Genomic DNA, 22,246 nt, shown 5'->3' on the forward strand with positions numbered 1-22,246 from the left:
TCCTCTAGCCTTCCATCTCGGGTAGGTTCTTCAAGTACGTGGACAGCGCGTCGCGCCAGGGGCGCATCTCGTTGCCCACGGTGCCCTCGAGGCGCTTGTTGCGCAGCGACGAGTACGCCGGACGCCTCGCCGACGCGGGGTTCGCGGCCGCGTACTCCTCGGACGTGCAGCGGACCACGGCGCAGTCGAGCCCCGCGCCCTCCATGACGGCCTCGGCGAAGTCGGCCCACGAGCAGGTGCCCTCGTTCGTGCAGTGGTACACGCCGTAGTCCTCGGTGGCGGCGATCTTCAGTATCTCGTGCGCCAGATCGTTCGCCGACGTGGGGTTGCCCAACTGATCGTCCACCACGGTGACCTCGTCGCGGTCCGTGCCCAGGCGCATCATGGTCTTGACGAAGTTCTTGCCCACGTAGCCGTACAGCCATGCCGTGCGCACCACGAAGCAGCGGCTGCACTCCGCAAGCGAGCGCTCCTCGCCGGCCAGCTTCGTGCGACCGTAGGCGGACACGGGGCCGGTCGGGTCGTCCTCGACGCGCGGCTCGGGCTCGGTGCCCGGGAACACGTAGTCGGTCGACACCTGCACGAACTTGGCACCGGCCACCTCGGCGGCGCGCGCGAGGTTGCCCGGAGCCTCGGCGTTCACGCGGTACGCCGCGTCCTCGGCCGTCTCGCAGCCGTCGACGTTCGTCATGGCGGCGCCGTTGATGATCAAATCGAAGCCCCCCTGGGCCACGTAGGCCATGACGGCGTCGGCATCGGTGATATCGAGCGTCTCTATGTCAGTAGCCACGACCTCCGCGTTCGCGTACACGGCGGGGATCGACCCGATCTCGGAGCACCCCTCGCGCAGGATGCGCTGCAGCTCGTTGCCCAGCTGGCCGTTGCCGCCGGTGACAAGTATCCTCATGCTCACATCGCCTCCTTGTGCGACACGATCCTGCCCTCGGCCACCTTGCGCAGGTGCTGGCCGTACACCGATTTGCCGTACTTGTCGGCGGCGGTTAGCAGGCGCTCGCGGTCGATCCAGCCGTTCTGGTAGGCGATCTCCTCCACCACCGACACGCTCAGGCCCTGGCTGCGCTCCACGGCGCGCACGAACTCGGAGGCCTCGAACAGGCTCTCCATGGTGCCCGTGTCCAGCCACGCGTAGCCGCGGCCGAGTGTCACCACGTTGAGCGAGCCGTCCTCCAGGTACATCCGGTTGAGGTCGGTGATCTCCAGCTCCCCGCGCGCGCTCGGCCGCACCTGCTTGGCGAGCTCGCACACGCGGGCGTCGTAGAAGTACAGGCCGGTCACCGCGTAGCTGCTCTTGGGGTTCTCGGGCTTCTCCTCAATTGAGATCGCATTGAACTCCTCGTCGAACTCGACCACGCCGAAGCGCTCGGGGTCGTCCACATGGTAGCCGAACACGGTGGCGCCGCCCTCGCGCTCGGCGCGCTCGACGGCGGCGCGCAGGTGGCGCCCCAGACCGTTTCCGTAGAAGATGTTGTCGCCCAGCACGAGCGCGCACGAGTCGCCGCCCACGAACCTCTCGCCGATGACGAACGCCTGCGCGAGGCCGTCGGGCGAGGGCTGCTCGGCGTAGGACAGGCTCACGCCGTAGTCCGAGCCGTCCTTGAGCAGGCGCTCGAAGTTCGGCAGGTCGGTGGGCGTCGAGATAATAAGGATCTCGCGGATGCCCGCCATCATGAGCACCGACAGCGGGTAGTAGATCATCGGCTTGTCGTACACCGGGAGCAGCTGCTTCGACGTCACCGTTGTGAGCGGGTAGAGCCTGGTGCCGGAACCCCCGGCGAGGATTATGCCCTTCATCATCAGCCCTTTCAAGAAGGTCGCTCAAAAACAATGTACATGCACCTTTGTTCGTGCATGACGGATAATCTGATGTCCGCAATAACCACGATTACGATGTGCAAATATGAAAACACTAGTTTACTTGCAATGATAGATTCGCAGCTACCTCGCTCTCGATTATTTCGAAAAAACAACAAGGAGTTGTCAGACGCCAATCGACACGCTTATGGGAAAGTCGTAAAAAGCATGATCGACCAAACCGATCATGCTACTATGTGCTTTTGCATGTAACCTCACAAGTGGTGAATAACCGAAGAAAAGGGGCGCAATCCTCAGCATGAGCACCTCAAGCACCCAATTCAAACGCGATTGGTCCATACTTTCCTCTCTTGTGTCAAAAGACTTCAAACTCAAGTACCGGCGAAGCGTACTCGGCATTCTGTGGTCCGTACTCAACCCCCTTCTTATGATGGTCGTGTTAAGCGCCGTGTTTTCGTTTGTATTTCGCGGCTCTATCGAACCCTTTCCGGTTTATCTCATTCTAGGCCAAACACTTTTTACGTTCATGTCAGATGCTACTTCAGGGGCCATGAGTTCCATCATTGGATCCGCCCCTCTCATTAAGAAGATACGCATCAAAAAAATGATCTTCCCTTTGGAGAAGGTAACATTCGCGCTTGTCAACTTTGTCATTTCGCTTATTGCTGTAGCCATCGTTCTGCTATATTTCCGCGTGACTCCTACTGCAAACCTCCTTCTCGTCCCCCTTCTTCTCCTCTATTTGTTCATGTTCAGCTTGGGGTTGGGCTTGCTGCTTGCAACCCTTGCCGTTTTCTTCCGTGATATCATGCATCTTTGGGGCGTTATCTTGACAGCATGGACTTACGCCACTCCCCTGTTTTACTCCATTGAGATATTGCCTGAGTGGATGATGGGGCTTATGCAGTTCAATCCTATGTACTACTACGTAACCTATTTTCGCGAAATAGCCATGTACGGAACCACGCCAGGCTTGATGGAAAACCTCATCTGCTTCGGTCTTGGCCTCGCTGCCCTCGTCGTAGGATATGCAGTGTTTCGTGGACAGCAGAAAAAGTTCATCCTTTACGTGTAGGGACGGAGATCCTTCATGCCTGAAAACGTCAACACATCAGCATTGACTAATGCCCCAGAAAGCACCTCGGCAGACAATCGCGAGACCATGATCAAAGTCGACCATGTGTCAATGGTTTTCAACATGGCTTCGGAGCAGCTTAATAGCCTCAAAGAATATGCCATCAAAATAGCCCGCCGTGAGCTGTTTTTCGAGGGATTCACCGCCCTTGACGACATATCGTTTGAGGTGAAAAAGGGGGACGTATTTGGAATAATGGGCACGAACGGCTCGGGGAAATCCACCATGCTAAAAATCATTGCCGGCGTGCTCGAACCGTCAAAGGGTTCTTGTCAGGTCAATGGAAATATCGCTCCCCTCATCGAACTTGGAGCGGGTTTTGACACCGAGCTTTCTGCTCGTGAGAACATCTACCTGAACGGCTCGCTTCTCGGGTACTCAAAAGCTTTCGTCACTGAACATTTTGACGAAATTGTCAAGTTCGCCGAAATTGAGAAGTTCTTGGATATGCCCTTGAAAAATTACTCATCTGGCATGGTTGCACGTATTGCGTTCGCCATCGCTACGGTTATCGTTCCCGAAATACTCGTTGTTGATGAAGTACTGTCGGTTGGCGATTTCATGTTCCAGAAGAAATGCGAGGACCGCATCAGCGAGCTAATCGAAAAGCACGGCGTGACCGTGCTCATCGTTTCGCACAGCAATACGCAAGTCGAGCGACTTTGCAACAAGGCCATCTGGATAGAAAAAGGTCATACAAGAATGATGGGGCAAGCCTCGAAAGTATGCCGTATTTACGGAGGTCTTGGCGGAAGAACTGGCAGTTCAGAATCGGAAAAGCGAGTTTTCGAGGCATTACGGGAAACGGGCGAAATAGAAGATGACGACAAGTTGCACTGGTATGAAACTATTGCGGGAGAAAATGCTGACGGTGTAAATTCTCGGCTTGCTTTGCGTGCGTGGGAAGATGAATCCATCGGCGCCGTTGCTGTAGCATGCGGCGCTTCCCACATTAATGCCATCATGGCAAACGCCATCGCGTCAGCGCACAACGCCCCCGTGCTCACGACAAAATCGGACGCGCTGCCAGATTCCGTCGAACGCATACTGCACGAAGCCAAACCCAACATTATATTTGCGATAGACTGCGGCAACCAGGCAGGACAAGCGCTTGCCGAACTAGATGAGCTTCCTTGGCATCCGCACGTCGTTCGTTTTTGCAGAGAAGATGGTGACGTCCACAAGCTTTCTTGGCAGATGATCGACTATGGCCTCGAAAACAAGCTTTTTGAAAAGCATGCTGCGCTCATTGACTTTGCCGACAATCCCATTTCACTGACAGCTGGCCCCTACTTGTACGCAAAACGCTGCCCGCTTATCGTCACCTTGGACGAAAAACCAGTGTCGGCAAACGAGATCGCCGATGAAATATGCCGTCGAGGTATCAAAACCCTCTGCGTTTTCGGAACAAATGCTGCGCCCGGAATCGAAGACGCCCTCGCACAAAGCGATTGTGTAGTAACAAGAATAACTGGGGAAGGAACCTCTGACATTTGTCTCAAGATCAGCCAGCTTTCCCTTGATGCAACCTCGAAGCTCCAAGACGACGAGCCAAGGGAACTATGCATCGCCTCGCTCTCGATTGCGCAGTGGCCCGAGCTGGTAGCCTGCGGAGGGTATGCAGCGAAACGGGGAGGGGCTTTGCTTTTGGAAGACCAAACCGATTTGGACAGCATCAAAGCATGCCTCGACTTTATTGAGGTCAATTTCGATAGCATTGACTGCATCACAGCCATCGGCAATCAAATTGGATTGAGCGATTTCGACAAAGAATTGCTGGGTCGGTACCTCACGCTCGTAAAAAAGCAGTCGGGCATTTCTACGGTAATCGGTAATGGCAGGAAAACTGATCAAGATTGTCGTTCACGTAGGGATCTCCATACTGATAATACTCTGACCAACGATCGCGAAAACGAGCCTCCTCGCGCATGAGGCGCCTGCTTTTCTCGGGATCATCCAAATCGAAGCCACGCGAAACTGATTCATAGTGCACCAGTTTCGCCTGAGCTGCGTAAACGACAAGATACCCTTTTTCTCGAGCACGAAGGCAGTAGTCCACATCATTGTACGCCACGGCAAAAGAGGAGTCGAATCCGCCAAGCTCCTTGAACACACTCCGCTTCGTCATCATGCACGCACCGGTAACCGCACTGAAATCTTGGGTTGTCTCGACACTTCGAAAACAACCGACCGAGCCTCGCGGCAAGTTTCGATTGATATGCTGAGCACCAATCCCATAAACGCCCATTCCAGCATGCTGAATGGATCCATCAGGGAAGTACAGACAGGCACCCACTGCTCCCACATCTGACCTCATGCACAATCCAAGCATGTTCTCCAAGAAATCATCTGTCAGTACCTCTGTGTCATTATTGAGTAGCAGATAATAATCCCCTCTGGCTTGACTCACTCCGAAGTTAACAATATTTGAAAAATTGAACTCCCCGTCCCACGTCTCAACACGCACCTTGTCATGCTCTCCCTGCAGCGAATCATAATAGGCAAAAGTATTTTGGTCAGCGCTGTTGTTTTCAATGATCAGAATTTCATAATGATCATAAGCGGAGCGCTCTTCAATTGAACGTATGCATGCGTTAAGAAGGTCAATCTGATCTTTATTGGGAATAACAATGGTGACTAAAGGTCTTTCGCGCAGGTCATAGGCAATAGAGTATATCCCTGCGTTTTCAGTGGTCTTCACCAATGCTGATATGGATTGTCTTTCAAGATGATCTTCCAATGCGCGAAGACCAGCCGCATCGGCATATGGCTTCTCTTGCACTCCCCCCGCTGTCGAGTGTGCCGAAATGCGCCAATGGTAAAGAACCTTCGACACATGGTTAACATAGCGCGCCCGTTCACATACCTTTAAAACAATATCGTAGTCTTGGGCTCCATCGTACAGGGCACTGGTTTTTTCGCACTGGTCTAAAATACTACGTCGGACCATCAAAAAATGGCAAATATAATTATACGAACGGAGCATATCTAAATTGTAATCAGGCTTGAAGCAAGGATTGACGAATTTGCCATCTTCGTACTTGTCCTCATCGCAGTAAAGAAGATCCGTATCAGGACGAGCATTGACTGCGGAAACGTACTCGAACAGTGCATTCGGCTCAAGAAAATCATCGTGGTCCAAAAATGCAATGAAATCCCCGGAAGAAGCATCAATGCCCGCCAACGTGTTTTCGGCTATTCCCCTGTTAGACTCAAGAGCGACCACCAAAATACGCGTATCCGACTGACGTACACGATCAATCTCAGAAAACAGCTCTTTTTCCTCTGGACTGGCATTCACCAATACAAGTTCATAGTTCGAGTAAGTCTGAGAAAGGACGCTTTCTACCATTTGCCTAAAAAAGTCCAGCGGTGTTTTATACAGGGGCACAATGATGCTTATTTTGGGCTCGCTATCAAACGACACCCCCCGTTGAATGTCCAGCGCAGAAAGTGAAGCCCTGTGCTTAAAAAGCCATTCTTCGTAACGAGGGTCATCATAGGCACTGCAGATAAGGGCTTGATAGCACGAAACTGCATGACTCAGATACTCCTCATCAAAAACAAAGAAACCGCCAATGTCTTCCCGTGAGGTGTCTTGCGCGCAAAGAATGCTGTCGCAACTTGAAAGAGGAACGCGAACGGAAAAGCCAGCACGCCACCTGCTTATGGAAGGATAGCCGTCTACGCTGCTTTTTCGGGGATGCTCGATCACCACCTCGCAAAGAAGGTCATTCCCACGGTGGTCGAGCAGCCTTGCAGCCATCTGAGGCTCCGACTCTGAAACCGTGACCAGCGATCCGCGAACAAGCAGGTTGTCACCTTCGACGAGAGATTCGTTGACGACAACGACAACGCTCCCGAAATCAGCCCCCTCCTGGCCGTCCATTTGGCGTAGCCTCTCGCAGAAGTCCCCGTTAGTCCGGTAATTCCATCGAGAAAACCATTTGAGGGACAAGGGAGCGATATCCTTTCGTACTAGATCGCTCTCGCACTCTAGAGAGATTGCGTGCGGCGCAGACAGCAAAGGAGCAGAAACTCCCCAGCGGCAATCATCGAAATCCCCCAATTCGGAAACCGTCAATGAAAGTTCACGGCCATTCTCAAAAGATAAAAAAGCACGGGTTGGCCGCGATTCTCCAACGGTCAACCCATAGTAAGCCACTCCATTTCCTCGGCACATGTTGGAATTTTTAATTTCCAATGCAAATCTCTCCTCTTTCGCCACTGGTGTCACTTTCTCACGTGGGCGTACCCTCTGTACAACGCTTTAACTATCTTATAACGAACAGGATGGTTTTCCAAAAATCGCTCAACCAGCAAGTCACGCAAAGAAGGGGCTGGCGCAGCTACAACCTCCATCGTGCGCTCGGTGCAAGCCCCCAACAAGCTCGTCAGAAAGCGCCGATGATTCAACATAGCGAACGTGCTCTGCCGAGACAGAATCTCCTGTAGGTATTCCTCCACTTGAACAACGGCATCCTTCCATGTGGATGCGAGCTCGCCACGAGGGATGTCTTTCGCCTCGACGGCAACGCGATTCAAAGCAGAATCGATCTCGTCAAAGGTCTCGAAGAAGAAGAATTGATGAGCAACCTCTTCGTAACTATTGCACAACTCCCTGTTCAAGGGGTTGTCGTGCACCACAACAATCTTGCCCTTTCTCAAGGCAATTGCTATTGGAAGCCCATAGCCCTCGTAAACCGACGGAAACAAAAGAGCAGAACAGCGACCGTATAGATAGCTGATAAAAGAATCGTCAAGCTTGCCGCTGTCGAATCCGACAATGTTGTCACCAACGCATTCATCGGCCGAAAGCCCTATCACTACGAAGTTTCGATCGGTCCCCCCTACAGCCCTAAGCGTTTCGCGAAGGGCTTTGTGGCGAAACCGATTGCCGACGACGAGTACGTATTCTTCAAACGGGACCGCAGAGGAGAAGTCCTCATCGGGCATCTCCGAATCGGCATCTGTGGAAATGAGTATGCGTCTTACTTCTGCCTCAGATACCTCTGGGGAGGCATGAAAATACGATCGTAAGTCTTCACGGGTGTAATCGCTGATAGCCACCATGCCATCGCTAATCGAGGCACCCAAGCGGACCAGATTGTCGCGAGGAGGATCCATAACCCTCAGATAGTCGCTTCTGCACATAATGATATCGAGGACACTGAACACAATTTTCAAACAATGATTGCTCATGTAGCTGATCTGCTCGGCATAAAAGGGCTGTGTTGCCGACAGGCCTATATGAAACACGTCCGAGAAAGTCTCGCTGAAATGCATTTCCGGAAACCTCTGCTGTAGTCGATGATACTTCGAAGCGTCATCTCCCACACGAACGAAAATATCGTACTTGTCCGAATAAAGTTGAGAAAAGTATTCCAAAAGGTGCAGCTGGAACTCCGAGGTGCCATTGTAGAAAGGTGGCATGACCGTAAACTCAAAAAGTAATTTCTTTTTTTTCTGAGGTTCTTTTACGAAAAGCTCGAAGAACCGATCCGATTCGTCTATGTTCTCATTGAAATATCTTGAGAGCAATTCGGGCAAATATGAATACCTCTCTCTGAGCCGCTCGAACACTTCCTCAAACTCTATTGGCCCTTCGGAGTAATCACCTTCTAGATACACATGGTTTGCCATAAGGGATGAGTATCCGAACTCGTTCACACGAGCGGAAAAATCCACCATGGCCGTTTCAAGATCAGCAAGATCAGTGTCAAGCAAGCCAAAGTTATCAACGATGTTTTTTCGAGCGACAAAGCAGACAGAAGATGCAAAGGGAACGAGGGAATAGTCGGGCAAACAACGCTTTACAGCGTCTAAGGCCCTTTCCCGATAATCGCGATCGTCCATGGCCGCTATATTGTTATAGGGCAGCGAGAAGTAGGGATACCGCTTTGCGCGTGGCGAGGAAATGCCATGTCGATCGGCCGAGTTCAATGATGCGATCACGCCCTCTAAAACACCTGCATCAAATTTCGCATGTTCATCCATCATGCCAAGAAAGCGCGCTTTTATTCGCTTTACTTCTCGGTAAACGCGATCGATTTGCTCTACCTCAGAACCTTCTGCACATCGGCAAATAACCGCGCCTTCCGGAAATCGTGTTATCCCCTTTCTGGTCGCATCAGCAAGGGCGATTACGTTGCCCGCCCGAATATACTGCTCCATCTCCGACATTGACTCCATGATGGGAGGATCGTCCATGGATATTCGAACAATAACGATCACTGAATAAGTTTCTTCATCACCCGCACGCAGAACATCTTTATTCATGCGACCGCCTCCAATAGTCGAGCATTTCTCGAATCGTCGCTTCAATTGGTACAGACGGTCGCCAACCAAGGCATTCCCTGATTTTAGAAATATCGGCAACGATAAGAGGGCAATCCATCACTCTCGTTCGCTCGACATCTGCCTCAATGCGCACCTCATTAGGACAGTCTGCTATCATAAGATTAAGTAAATCCGAGAGAGCGAGAGCGCGTCCAGAGCCCACATTGAAAACCTCGCCCGAGCATTCACTTTCGACGATCATTCGATACGCGCGCGCAATGTCACGAACATCTGAGAAATCCCTACGAACCGACAGATTGCCCACATGAACGATTCCGGATTTGCCTGAATTGGAAATGGCAGCAATCTGCTTGCAAAAACTGGGAATGACGAACGTCTCGCTCTGCCCGATGCCGGTATGGTTGAACGAGCGGGTGCGATACACCCTCAGCCCATAGCGTTCGGCGTATAGTTCGGCAAAACGTTCTTGAGCGGACTTCGAGATTCCGTAAGGACTGTTTGCGCTCAAAGGAGAGTCTTCGGTTAAAGGAGCGCCTGATGGAGCGTACTCCTCACTTGATCCCACCATGAGGATCTTTGGGGCGTTGTCAAGGTCCTTCGCTGATTCAAGAACATTGATTGAGCCTATTACGTTGACTGCCATCGTCTGCCCCGGCATCGCCCAAGACACTCCCACACTGCTCACTGCAGCCAAATTTACTATGATATCCGGAGCGAAACTAGCTACTGTCTTCTTGGTTTTCTCGGGGTCACAAACGTCTAGGGTTCGAAACGACTCGACAGCTTCCAGCATGCACGAACTCGAACGATCAGCACCCAATACCCGATAGCCACTGGCGGCAAACTCTTGGGCTACATAGGAACCGACAAACCCATTGACCCCTATGACAAGAACCGTATTGTCAGCCATTGTGCTAATTGCTCGCAGCCGCTTCTTGATCTGCAAGCGCCAAATCGTGCTCGACCATGAGACGACACAATTCCTCACAGCTTGTCTTGCACGGATCCCACCCGAGCTTCGTCTTGGCTTTGGTGGGGTTGCCCCAAAGATCAACGACATCGGTCGGACGGTAGAATGCCGGATTCACGCTCACTACCATCTTCCCAGTTGCCACATCGTATCCCTTCTCCTCAACCCCAAAACCACGCCATTCAATATCGATGCCGGCGTAGTTGAAAGCCCACTCTGTAAACTCGCGAACCGAATGCTGAACACCTGTAGCGATCACAAAATCATCGGGTTCTTCCTGCTGCAGAATGAGCCACATGCATTCTACGTAATCTTTTGCATATCCCCAGTCACGCAAAGAGTCAAGGTTTCCTAATTCTACATGGGTTTGCAATCCTCGAGCGATGCGCCCTACGGCACGCGTTATCTTACGCGTGACAAAGTTTTCCCCACGCCTTTCAGACTCGTGGTTGAAAAGAATGCCGTTTGCCGCGAACATGCCGTAGGCCTCACGATATTGTCGAACCATCCAAAAGCCATACTGTTTTGCGACTGCATAAGGCGAGTAGGGATGGAATGGAGTTAGCTCACTCTGGGGAGTCTCTACCACCTTTCCATACAATTCGGATGTTGAAGCTTGGTAAACGCGGCAGGTTTTATCTAGTTTTGCGATATGCACTGCCTCAAGAATGCGAAGTACTCCCAACGCATCCACATCACCCGTATACTCCGGCGCATCGAACGAAACACCAACATGGGATTGCGCAGCCAAGTTATAGATTTCATCTGGACAGACTTCGTATACAATTTTTGTGATTGAGCATGCGTCTGCCAAGTCGCCGTCATGTAGCACCAAGCGGTCCAAGCCCAAAAGATGATCTATTCTTTCCGTAGTATGAACTGACGAGCGCCTTACCATTCCATGAACTTCATATCCCTTTTCTAAGAGCAGTTCAGCCAAATAAGAGCCATCCTGCCCAGTTATGCCAGTAATCAATGCCTTTTTCATATCAACCTCCGATAACAAGCGACGGCTACTCTTCAAGATTCCAAAAAAACCCAAATCGTTCAATATCTTCTTCCACCAGATCACTACCGATCTGAACCTCGACAATGCTTAACCGCGTAATAGCGCGAATGGCATGTTTTTTCCCTGAAGGTATCTTGATCACCGATCCCCTGGACACGAATTCGGTTTCTCCGTCGAGAACAACCTCCCCTTCCCCATCGACAACCGTCCATACCTCGGATCGACAAGCATGGCTTTGGTACGAGAGCTGTTTGCCCGCATTAATTACAAGCATCTTCTCCAAAGAGCCCGAATCCTCTGCATGCACTCCCTGTCCCAGAACAGAGTATTCTCCCCACTGTCGTGATTCATACATGGGACGAGTCGCGGCAACCTGTTCGATGAGCGGCTTCACGTGGGCGCTGCGCACTTTGTCCGAAACGATTATCCCATCGGGGGTGGCCACGACCACGGCATCTTTCAAACCCGCAACCACCATTGGCAATCCCGTCTCATTGATCACGTGGGTATTGCTGCAAAACTCATCCGAAATAACCCGTCCCGCTTCAAAGTCAGCCATTTCCTCAGTGAGGGTATTCCATGTTCCCAAATCCTTCCAAGTGCCCTCGTACGGAATAACCGCAACCGATTGAGCCTTTTCCACAACTTCGTAATCAAAGCTGTTTTTGGGTAGAAGCGAATAGTCTTTGACCAAGTCATCAAACGAGTCAAGCGGATGATATCGCTTCAGCACTTCCATCAGATAAGAAAGTCTAAAGCCAAACACACCGCAGTTCCACAGAGCCCCTTCGTCAATCAGCTCCTTGGCCACAGCCTCCTTCGGTTTTTCAATGAATCGAGAAACCATGCGTGTTGGCGTATCGGACCGTTTCGGAAGAATGTATCCAAACTTTTCAGAAGGGTATGTTGGACAGGCACCGAGAAGAACAAGATCGGCAGCATCTGCCTGCACTGCAGCATCGACGTTAACCACGCAATCATAGTAGGACTGATCTGCAAAGGTGTCGATAGGCATAACCACAACCGTATCATCCGCATTAGAGCCTGCGCAAAGCGATAAATACGCGGCCGAAAGCATAATGGCAGGCGCAGTGTCTCTCCTCTCGGGCTCAACGACCACTTTATAATCGCCCTTGACTTGTGATTGTATTGACGCGAGCTGCGAAGCGCACGTTGCAACCACGATATTCAACTCCGAGCCTACGTTACGAATCATATCGAAAGTTCGCTGAACCATCGACTGCCGACATCCTCCAGCATCCCTCAGAACTTTAAGAAACTGCTTAGAGCGTGCTTCGTTAGAAAGCGGCCAAAGTCTTGTGCCTGAGCCACCTGAAAGCAGCACGATATTGATCACTTTCAACGTCCTCCTACTTTATTCTTCCATCGATAGCCAAACGATGCATCCAACCACAACGATGCCTAATCGCAGAAAGCATCACGTTTTGTATGAAAGTCTTAATTGTGAAGCAAGTGGCATAGCAAGCTGGGGGTTCCAATAAAATAGCATAAATTATTGCGCATTTTGACTTTTCTCAAGATAGCCTTCTTTTTGCATTCTTGTATCACGCAGCTGAACTAAAATCATAAACAGTTCGTCAAACCAATCTCCTTCACGTGTATAATTAAAATCGTTCTAAGTCAGCGAAGTATTTGGCATGCTAGATCGTTTTGCCATGGAGGGTCTAGCAATCTAAAAACTGGAGAATATCCATGGAAATAACCTGCCTCATCACCGCAACAAGTAGTGAAATCATTGCTTTTCGCGACCAAATAGCTTCCCTGTCCAGCGTGCATCCAACCGTTGTGTGCTGCATTGACCAACGACGTGGTATTGTCGAAAGCAATCCCTCTATTCAAAATTGCACATCGTTTGACATAGGTGCCATTCTCGGAAATATTGTTAGTGATTTTTCATTCATGTTGAGCAGATCCGAGTTCTCTCTACTCTGCTCTCTATGCGCACTCGAAAACTTGCTTGAACACTATCCCGTTTTCCTTCTGTCCCCGTATCGAATATCAGATTTCCTTTCCACGCACTACCTCCCTCCCCACATAGAAGAAAACAGCATATTACTGCCCGGGGGCATCACGACATCGACAGATTTTTCCTTGATGGACGATGTTCAATCCACGCGAGAACACGTCCTATTCGATAATGGAGAGCTTGTCCGCAATTACGTTGCATGGGGTCGAAAAAAAATTGAGTATTGCTGTAGGATCATAAGCGGCTCCGCCACCCCGCTTCGAAAAAACGCTTTCGTTCAAAAACACTGGCATTTTTTTAATAATTGGATAGAATACGCATGGGCTTTTGGCTGCAAAAGGGAGGTATTCCCTTTTGCAGCCAAAAGCCCCTTCGACATGAACCCCCTTGGCGAAGAAAAAGATCGATTCGATAATGGAACCGAAATCCTAGAGTTTGTCAAAACGTACTATCTTCGAGATTATCGCCTGCGCGAAAAATGTGAGAACAACCCCTTTGCTCACCCTGATTTGTTTCTCGAAAAGAACTGCAGATGCGGCGACGATCACCCGGTTCCCATTACCGCGCCCATGATGGAAATTTATTCATTGCGAAATGACTTGAGAACATCTTTTCCCAGTCTCGAAGGAGATAATCGACTATCTTTTGTTCAATGGTTTTTATCACATGGGAAACAAGAGCACTTGCTTCCCGATCAGTACACTCGACCTATTGAAAAAGCATTGGCCGAATACGAATGTCAGAGAAAAAATGACATTGGTGGTGACGGTCTGATGAAGGCCTTGAGGAGAGGCTCCATCAGATCAATGTTGCATAGTCGGGAAATTTGCGAGCCCAAAGAAGAAAAACCCTCGCACAGGCCGAATGGAGTCAATCTCTGTGGATTCATTCGGGGGGATTTCGGATTGGGCGAAGCAGCTCGCATCGTGGCAACGGCATTGTCGGCAGCCTGTATACCATTTACCATCGTAAACTGTGAGAGCATACCATCGCACACTTACTCGAACAAAGACTGGAATGATAAGATTACGAACACGTTCCCTTACAACACAAACATCATGCTCACCAACATTAATGGCATCGATTCGCTTCGCAGTGAAATTGCACCTGAAGCGTTTTCAAATCGCTACAATATTGCTTTCTGGTATTGGGAGCTGCCCGAATTCCCCGAAGAATGGGCTTCCGCATTCGACGGTGTCGACGAAGTCTGGACGTCAAGCGACTTCACAAAGCAGTCATTCGAAAATGTAACCGAGAAGCCAGTTTACGTAATTCCCTGCTGTCTCGAAGAACAGCGAGAAGAGTGTCTAACCCGAAAAGATTTCAACCTCCCTTCTGACGCCTTTCTTTTCTTGATGATGTACGATATACGCTCGACGCAGGCGAGAAAAAATCCTGAAGGTGTCATACAGGCATTCGACCGAGCATTCGGCAATCGAGAAGATGTCGGCCTCGTCATAAAAATCAACGCACCAGAAGATTGGGTGGACGAAACAGGACTCGTGGATGAGTTACGCAAACGTGCCAATGCACACGTGATTATCGGAACGCTGTCAAAGCCGCATCTCAATTCACTTATTTCTCTGTGCGACGTCTTTGTCAGCCTTCACCGGTCCGAAGGTTTCGGACTTGGCCCAGCCGAGGCTATGTACTGGGGAGTTCCCGCAATTCTTACGGACTGGAGCGGCAACCAGGTATACATGACGGACGATAATTGCTGTCCTGTTCAGTGCAAGATTGTAGAAATTGCCGAAAGCTCTGATTTCTATCGAAAAGGATGGCACTGGGCCGATCCTGACCTCGACCAAGCATCTGACTTTATGAAACGGCTTGTCGAAGATCCGGAGTTTTACAAAAAAACAGCTGAACGAGGACAAAAAACCATCAGAGAGGATTTTTCCCCTCGTAGCGTTGGGAAAACCATATCTAAAAGACTTCACGTAATATGGAAACGACTGAATAGCTAACAGAAGGAGTAGCCTCAAGTCAAAAACAAGATTTCATTACCGAAATACCACTTTACGATATAAGAAAAAATTCCAGACAACCACACAACTCATAGTCAATAACTTTGCAAACAAAGCTGATATCCCGATATCAATAAAAAATTGAGTAGCTATCGATGAGAATATTGAGTTGAAGCACAGGAGCAAAACATACAGCAACAGACTTTTCAATATGCTTGAATCGCCTTTAAAAGACCAGTTTTTACTTAATGCGTAATTAAGCACCGTAGAGCAAAGCAAGGAAACAGGACTCGCCCAAGCAGCTGATACCTGTGCAACATAATAAAGCACCGAAAATATAATCAATTCTAGCAAGGCAGAGGCCACGCCAACGATTACATATCTGGCGCCTTGGCATAGCATGCTTGACCGCATACTCTTTTGCATACTAGTTATCTGCCAAGCCTATTTGAGATAAGGGACAAAAACAACTCATAATTTTTTTGTTCCTTTCGCCGCATTATGTGAAGAATCAGCCCAGATATGAAAAACAACATCGCAAGCACAACGAAGCCAACAGCCAATAAAGCTGATCCATATAGAGACACTTCGTTCACTAAAAGAGATTGTCTTATGACTGGTATGCCAACAGCGATCCCAGCAATAAGAAGCAAGAAGGAAATAGCGGAGAAGAACCTTAGTGGCTTCAAATCCATAAACAAAAGAGCAACCGAGCTCAAGACTAAAAGACCATCGCTGAAAGTCGACACCTTCGATTGTCCAGCAATTTCCGGACGGTCTCTAACATTGAATGGAACCTGTTGAAGTCGGAACCCATTCGCGACAGCATGAATGCTCATTTCCGTCTCAATCTCGTAACCCTTACTCAAGATAGGATATCCCTTTGCGAATAAACGATTACATGCTCGATAACCGCTTAAAATGTCGGTAAGACGGACGCCATAAAGCCCATTGATAAGGCTTAATACCAATCTGTTCCCGAATGAGTGAAACGCTCGCTTATTCTCTCGGTCATATCCTCCTCCCGTCAGGCGATCGCCTACCACCAAATCTGCGTTATCAAACAAAATTGGCTTTATTAAATCATGCACCGCTTCCGCAGGGCATTGATTATCTCCATCGGCCAAGACGTAGATATCCGCCTCGATTTGCCTGAATGCAGCTTTGATAGCATTTCCCTTGCCCTGACGATTTTCTAAAATCACCCGCGCGCCAGCTTTTTCAGCGACAGCCCCAGTACCATCTGTCGAGTTGTTATCAATTACCCAGATTTCAGCTTCTGGCAATTCTGAGCGAAACGACTCTACCACTGAGGTGATAGTCGGTGCTTCATTATAGCAAGGTATGCAAATTGCTATTTTTTCGGTCAACAAATCGAAGCCTCCTTATAGGCCCTACTTAACCAACTCGCATAGAGAAATCACTTTCCGACAAACTGATCATTATATTAATGTTATTCGTATCACTTAGATTGTAAAGCCGATAATCACCATATGTAAAATCTTCAACGAGCTTCCCACTACTGGGAGGGATAGAAACTCCTTGATTAACATTTACTAGAATATAGCTAATAGCATCGAGATTCTCGTAGGGCACGATCCTAGCTAAGTTAAATGATCGCGTTGAGACATTTTCATCATTTAGATTAATTGTTCCATCGTCCTTGATAATATCAAATAGCGTATCTAAGTAAATCTGATATTCATTGTCGACATTCAAAAATGTATCCAGTTTCTTATTACATAATGAATAAGTTGGATTGCTGTCTAGCACAATTAATAGGTTTCCATCCTTTTTCGACAAATAGTCACCAAGTTCCAGCACCTCATTTTTCCCTTGGTCGGACACCGAATATGTTGCGTCAAAAAGCTTTATACAGACCGCATTCCCGATTAAACAAACAGTAAGTACGCAAAAAAGAAATAGCCCGATGCCAATACGCTTAAATCGCGTAAACGCAATACACGAAAAGATAAGCACCACAGCGGCAATAACGATTATTCGCATTATGATAACAGCGTCAAAAAAAGTGCTCTGCTCAATTGCCTCGATCATCCAATTGAAGTACCGCAAATTGAAATTATCAACAAGGGACCCGTAATAAACTTGAGAAAGAAGCATGGTTCCCAAGATAAAGATGACAGTAACTGCCATGGCGACCAATTGAGGCTTTTTATGATTGCCAAATATTGATTTTTCTTTATTAAAATATTTGATTAAAAGGATAATTAAGGGAACCACAAGAGCGGAGTAGTACCGAGTATGCTGCCTTATCGCATCCAAACCGACGTCTTCACGAATAGAGATCGTGTAGGTAATGACAAATACCGTGACTAAGCCCCACAAGGCACAAATCCAAAATAGAGCTCTATCTTTTTTGGACATACTGCCATACGCCCAAATGCAAATAAGCAACGGAATGACGAACACACTAATTAACATGTATTCTAAGTTGACCGCCAACGAATAGATAAAAAAGCCAATCGACTCGCCGAGACTCTGTACCGGAAGAACCGCATAGTGACCATCTTGATGGAATATAAACATTTTGAAGCAAAAAAAGAACACGCTGAATACAACGACAAAAGCAACGAGTGCTTTGATATCATCCTTCCGTCTTTTTCGGTTTCTTGCAATTCGGTAACCAAGAAGAAGACCATATACAACTACAAAGCATAGACCAACCTCTTTGCAGAGATATATTAAAAAACAAGCTATTGATAAAAGGACGGATCGCTTGAGTATGTCTCTGCGTTCATCCGAAAAAACAATCCATATCCAATAAACCAGCCATAACGAAAAGGGGAAATAGATATTTTCACTCATAAATGTCATGGAAAGACACATGTCTGGAAGCAGTATAACGAATACTGCGCAGATTAAACTCGACCAAATACCGAGTCCTGCTCTTTTAGCCAGCAAAACGGTTGGAAAAACAGCCGAACTGATATAAATTGAATTCAATAAACTGACGACTCTCAGTTGGACATCCGTCTCCTGAAAGGCCATCGACGGCAGCAAAAAAAATGAATACAACACTTTATCAAACCCTGAGTCCACTCCACGGAAAGTGAAACCATTGCCATCAAGTAAGCTTCTACAAGCTTCTATATAAAGTAATTCATCGGGATAGACAGAGATTAGTTTATCGTAATTAGATATAAGGGCTCTTAAACTCACGGAAACAAGGAATAGAAACATTGTCCCAAGAAGCAGGCGAGATGAATCACTTTTTAGCTTTTCAAGCACGATATGCCCTTCTCAAAATCAAGCAAGTTCAAAATAGACAGCAATGATTACAGTTAGTCGAATACCATGCCATATGTGCGAAACCGGTTATGAATATATGATCGTGCCAGCAAGTTCACAAGATTAATCTGCAAGTCAGTTTTGGTTGCGACAGCAGCTAAAAGGTTAGCATCTGTTGGATCATGCTGTAGATGCTTTCACCATAACCATCCCCAGGCACGGCCCACTTTCCATTAAGGTCCTCTAGATTAGGGGCACAACCACGACCATAAGCACTTATAACATTGTCCCAACGAGGATCGATACAATCATTTACTAGCGGATCAGTCGATGCATACAACTTGAGATGCTGTACTTGTGCTCTAAGTCCTTTGCGGACATTTTCGAACGATGCACCACCGACAGTTGGAGAAGTTGCCCCTAATCCTCCGAAGTTACACTGCTCAGCCTTAACACTTCCGCCAAACTGCAGCCAACCGGTCTCCTTCATAGCCTGACAAAACAATACTTCCGCACGCACCCCTTCAGCCGTTGCCTCTTCTAAGACCAGCTGGGAAAAGACTTCTATGCTCGGCGCGCCTTTTGAACTGTAATGCCGAGCAGGATAAGTCTTCCCTTTTGAATTATAGAAAGCAGTCATCTGAGCAACGCTTGTTTTGCTTGACCCCATAATAGCCGAAGGTGCATTGTCATCTGGAATTAGTTCATCGCATCCAACTCCCGCGCGGCCTTCCGCCTTCCCGCATTCAAGGTAGTGTCGGTAATACGATTCCCATGATGTACCAAAAGCACGTCTCAAGTCGGGATACTGATTGTAGTAAGAAGCCACGGAAAAAGAAGAAGAGGCCTGCCTTCCCTCGCGCATACCGTCGGAAATGAAATGACCAAGTAACTTGCTATCAACTAAAACAAAATCAGAGCCGGCTTTTACTGAAGCATAAGCCGCGACATCAACGTTATGCTCAGCATAATACACCCCATCATATATCGCAGAGTAATCCACTCCGTCAGAGGATGCTATGACCCCTTCAATTTTACCGCATCCGCTCCCCGCGCGGCCTTCCGCCTTCCCGCATTCAAGGTAGTGTCGGTAATACGATTCCCATGATGTACCAAAAGCACGTCTCAAGTCGGGATACTGATTGTAGTAAGAAGCCACGGAAAAAGAAGAAGAGGCCTGCCTTCCCTCGCGCATACCGTCGGAAACGAAATGGGACAAAAGGCGTATATCATCTACAACGGAAACTAAACCGATGGTCACTGTAGCAAATCGTTCCAAATCTGGATTATTGACAAGATAATACTCCCCATCATAGATCGACGCATAATCCGCACCACTCCGAGAACTAACGTAATCAATTAGCTTATCGCAGCCTATCGCAACTCTTCCCTCTAATTTTCCACATTCCACATAATGAAAATAAAATGGCTTCCAAGACGACGTGCCGAAAGCGCTTCGAAGATCAGCATACCTATTGTAGTAAGAAAGCACAGAGAACGTCGAGGAACCTTGACGCCCTTCCGTCATGCCGTCAGAAATGAAATGAAATGAGTGTAATATTTACTCATCTCCGAACCAAATGCATATGCAACATCGCTATAGGTCGACTTATAGTAAATTGGATCGAAGATATCGGAACCTTGCCTGCCTTCCATCATACCGAACTCTATAAAATGCTTAAATACCGCAGTCTTGTCAGCACCAAAAGCTTGATTTACGTCAGGATTGTGCGAAATATAATACTCGTAATCATAAACACCCTTATACTGTTCCTCGGATACTTTGAGTAAGCCGTACTGTTCAGCAATTGCTTTAGCATCAGCTATTCCAAGGCTTCGAAGATTCCCTTCACTTGCAAGAAACGCCGCATCGGTAGCATTAGTAACAAAAGCGTGTTCAACGATAATTCCTGCAATGCCGTTCTGCCTGCTCCGCTCTATTGCAGAATAATAATCAGCCAGATGACCATCATCGTAGTAAAATGGGCCAGAACCATTCACATTTTCCGAATCCCTGTACTTTATTCCCCTATCATACAATCCAAGTTCCGCCAATCGCCTTGCGATCTTCTGAGCCAGCTGCGTTCCAACCACATGAGTCGCATGATTGAAATTACTTTCATTCGGAACATATATCTCAAACCCATAAGCTCCAGCAGTGGCAGAATTATTATGGAGGCTTACATACACGTTCGCACCATTAGCAACCGCCCAGTCAACGCGATCATTGACACTCCTATACCTTGGCACTAGAAGCACGGTAACCCCGAAATATTGCCCTAATTCTTCTTTGCAATAACGGGCAATTAGTTCATTGACATCAGCCTCTACGATACCATTAGCAGAAGCACCGGGATCATAGACTCCAGTATTGGGGTCAATTCCATGGCCCGGATCTAGAGCTACCACTATATTTCCCGTCTGCATTCGAGCGGAAAAAACCGACACGCTAGATGACTGGGCGGCAGCAAGAGCTCCACCGACAGTGTCTTTTTCTGTTAATGAACCGTTATCGTCAATTGTAAAAACAGTGACGCTTTCCTCGGACTCCACAATTTCCGCATCGTCCAATTCCCCCAACGCTCCTTCAGGAAGAACAGTAAAGCCGTATGCACCCTTCTCGGAGCTAGGAACTAGAATGCTATATTCAGTCGCATCGTCCTTTACAAGATAATTTATCTCGGTTATCCGATATGCACCTTGAAGCATTCCTTCTTCAATATGCATCTCAAAAGACGCAGCCCCACCTGCATAGGAAAGGGCGTCTAAAAAATAAACATTACTTTCTTCATCAACAATTTTAATGGACATATGGGATATTTCCACAGCAGAATCCAGTAAAGATACAGCAAACAGCTGAGTGTCACCATAAGATGCAACCTGCAGATCGACATATATAAACTCAATTACTGAGGCGATATCCTTATCGAAGCTATCACTTTTAACTGCATTCTCAGCCAAAGCATTCTGAGAATCGCTAATAATTTCGCGTTGGTCTATCAACTCATGAGACTCAAGATTGTTGTCTATAGGCGGAAACACTTCGGCGGATTCATCTGTGAGGGCCTGCTGCTGTTCAAGACTATCTTCTTCTGCCGCATCCGCAACCGCAACAGGGTTTAGCCCAAATGCCAAGACAACGCCCATTAAAACCGACATCATCTTCTTTGGTAAATTCATATTCATCCTCCAGCGTAATTCGCAATAGTACTTCATATACAAAATATGAAATATCGCATCCATAATGCTGCGCATCGATAAGCAATTAATTGTAACACGCAAAAAATGAATGACCCAATTATATCGACACAACAACGCAGCAAAGTTCTCAAACCACCTCCATTAACTGATATTCTGAATAAAAGCATCTTTATCACGACTCTTTCACGGGCTGGATCCGTTAGACAGACAATTGATAGCCATCTCTGATTTCTTGCCTCCCACAGTAAAACAGCCCTCTGGCATTCCAAGAACGCGAACATCTAAACGCCTTGAGTGCACAGTTCTCAAGCCTCCACCCCAACAGCACAGTCCTCCCAACTTCCTGACTCCCCATTACTGCAAGAATCAGCCCGAACGACCAGAGCAAGGAGTTTAGCGGCTTCTACCGATCAACTACCTAACCAGCTTGATCTAGTACAGCTATGGCCGCGTCGAGTCGCTGGCCGACCAGTCCGCCTTTATCAGACTGCAGGAAAACAGGCACATCGCCATCTATGCGACAGCCGCATGAAGAAAAAACATACCAATCGTATAGCCCCCCCCCCCCCGAAACGCCGACAGGCCCCCGGACCAG

General features: G+C 48.2%; 15 protein-coding genes. 3 read left to right on the forward strand and 12 right to left on the reverse strand.

The annotated features are described in order from the left end of the window. Window positions 1-4 precede the first annotated feature (4 nt). Window positions 5-907, reverse strand: a complete 903-nt coding sequence (gene rfbD / locus C1878_RS15890) for a dTDP-4-dehydrorhamnose reductase (RefSeq protein ID WP_114602544.1) — start codon at window positions 905-907, stop codon at window positions 5-7. A 2-nt stretch (window positions 908-909) separates the two neighbouring features. Further along, window positions 910-1,812 carry a glucose-1-phosphate thymidylyltransferase RfbA gene (rfbA, locus tag C1878_RS15895; RefSeq protein WP_114602545.1) on the reverse strand — a complete coding sequence of 301 codons (903 nt, stop codon included), beginning with the start codon at window positions 1,810-1,812 and terminating at the stop codon, window positions 910-912. Window positions 1,813-2,131: 319 nt separating this feature from the next. Between rfbA and C1878_RS15900 the strand changes: the two genes are divergently transcribed. Both C1878_RS15900 and C1878_RS15905 read left to right on the forward strand, forming a co-directional pair. Then, on the forward strand, window positions 2,132-2,908 hold the full coding sequence (locus C1878_RS15900; RefSeq protein WP_114602546.1) for an ABC transporter permease: 777 nt from the start codon (window positions 2,132-2,134) through the stop codon (window positions 2,906-2,908). Window positions 2,909-2,923: 15 nt separating this feature from the next. Next, a complete protein-coding gene (locus tag C1878_RS15905) occupies window positions 2,924-4,900 on the forward strand; it encodes an ABC transporter ATP-binding protein (protein ID WP_114602547.1) in 1,977 nt (658 codons plus the stop codon). Here the strand turns inward: C1878_RS15905 and C1878_RS15910 are convergent. Genes C1878_RS15910 through C1878_RS15930 form a run of 5 tightly spaced genes read right to left on the reverse strand, consistent with a single transcriptional unit; the run spans window position 4,788 to window position 12,604 of the window. Next, window positions 4,788-7,196: a glycosyltransferase gene (locus tag C1878_RS15910; RefSeq protein WP_147272975.1), complete on the reverse strand. Its 2,409-nt coding sequence runs from the start codon at window positions 7,194-7,196 to the stop codon at window positions 4,788-4,790. The genes C1878_RS15905 and C1878_RS15910 overlap by 113 nt on opposite strands. 5 nt (window positions 7,197-7,201) lie before the next feature. Continuing rightward, window positions 7,202-9,247: a glycosyltransferase family 4 protein gene (locus C1878_RS15915; RefSeq protein WP_147272976.1), complete on the reverse strand. Its 2,046-nt coding sequence runs from the start codon at window positions 9,245-9,247 to the stop codon at window positions 7,202-7,204. Then, window positions 9,240-10,178 carry a GDP-mannose 4,6-dehydratase gene (locus tag C1878_RS15920; protein ID WP_114602550.1) on the reverse strand — a complete coding sequence of 313 codons (939 nt, stop codon included), beginning with the start codon at window positions 10,176-10,178 and terminating at the stop codon, window positions 9,240-9,242. Before C1878_RS15920 ends, C1878_RS15915 begins: the two co-directional genes overlap by 8 nt. Before the next feature lie 4 nt (window positions 10,179-10,182). Continuing rightward, window positions 10,183-11,226 carry a GDP-mannose 4,6-dehydratase gene (gene gmd / locus C1878_RS15925; protein WP_114602551.1) on the reverse strand — a complete coding sequence of 348 codons (1,044 nt, stop codon included), beginning with the start codon at window positions 11,224-11,226 and terminating at the stop codon, window positions 10,183-10,185. A gap of 25 nt (window positions 11,227-11,251) precedes the next feature. After that, window positions 11,252-12,604: a sugar phosphate nucleotidyltransferase gene (locus C1878_RS15930; protein WP_114602552.1), complete on the reverse strand. Its 1,353-nt coding sequence runs from the start codon at window positions 12,602-12,604 to the stop codon at window positions 11,252-11,254. 356 nt (window positions 12,605-12,960) lie between these two features. On the opposite strand from C1878_RS15930, the gene C1878_RS15935 reads away from it, so the two are divergent. Then, window positions 12,961-15,201 carry a glycosyltransferase family 4 protein gene (locus C1878_RS15935; RefSeq protein WP_114602553.1) on the forward strand — a complete coding sequence of 747 codons (2,241 nt, stop codon included), beginning with the start codon at window positions 12,961-12,963 and terminating at the stop codon, window positions 15,199-15,201. A 36-nt stretch (window positions 15,202-15,237) separates the two neighbouring features. Here C1878_RS15935 and C1878_RS17115 read toward each other — a convergent pair whose 3' ends face one another. The 5 genes from C1878_RS17115 to C1878_RS15960 all read right to left on the reverse strand — a co-directional run bounded on the left by C1878_RS17115 (window position 15,238) and on the right by C1878_RS15960 (window position 21,693). Beyond that, a complete protein-coding gene (locus C1878_RS17115) occupies window positions 15,238-15,627 on the reverse strand; it encodes a GtrA family protein (RefSeq protein ID WP_114602554.1) in 390 nt (129 codons plus the stop codon). 5 nt (window positions 15,628-15,632) lie between these two features. Then, on the reverse strand, window positions 15,633-16,571 hold the full coding sequence (locus C1878_RS15945; protein WP_114602559.1) for a glycosyltransferase family 2 protein: 939 nt from the start codon (window positions 16,569-16,571) through the stop codon (window positions 15,633-15,635). Window positions 16,572-16,599: 28 nt separating this feature from the next. After that, window positions 16,600-18,450, reverse strand: coding sequence for a hypothetical protein (locus tag C1878_RS16495; protein ID WP_147272977.1), 1,851 nt, complete (start codon window positions 18,448-18,450; stop codon window positions 16,600-16,602). A 157-nt stretch (window positions 18,451-18,607) separates the two neighbouring features. Then, entirely contained in the window at window positions 18,608-19,942 is a 1,335-nt protein-coding gene (locus tag C1878_RS15955) for a glucosaminidase domain-containing protein (protein WP_158539849.1), read from the reverse strand. Between the two features lie 32 nt (window positions 19,943-19,974). Continuing rightward, entirely contained in the window at window positions 19,975-21,693 is a 1,719-nt protein-coding gene (locus tag C1878_RS15960) for an N-acetylmuramoyl-L-alanine amidase (protein WP_158539850.1), read from the reverse strand. Window positions 21,694-22,246: the final 553 nt, after the last annotated feature.

The sequence above is a fragment of the Gordonibacter sp. 28C genome (assembly GCF_003339845.1).
Classification (GTDB): Bacteria; Actinomycetota; Coriobacteriia; order Coriobacteriales; family Eggerthellaceae; genus Gordonibacter.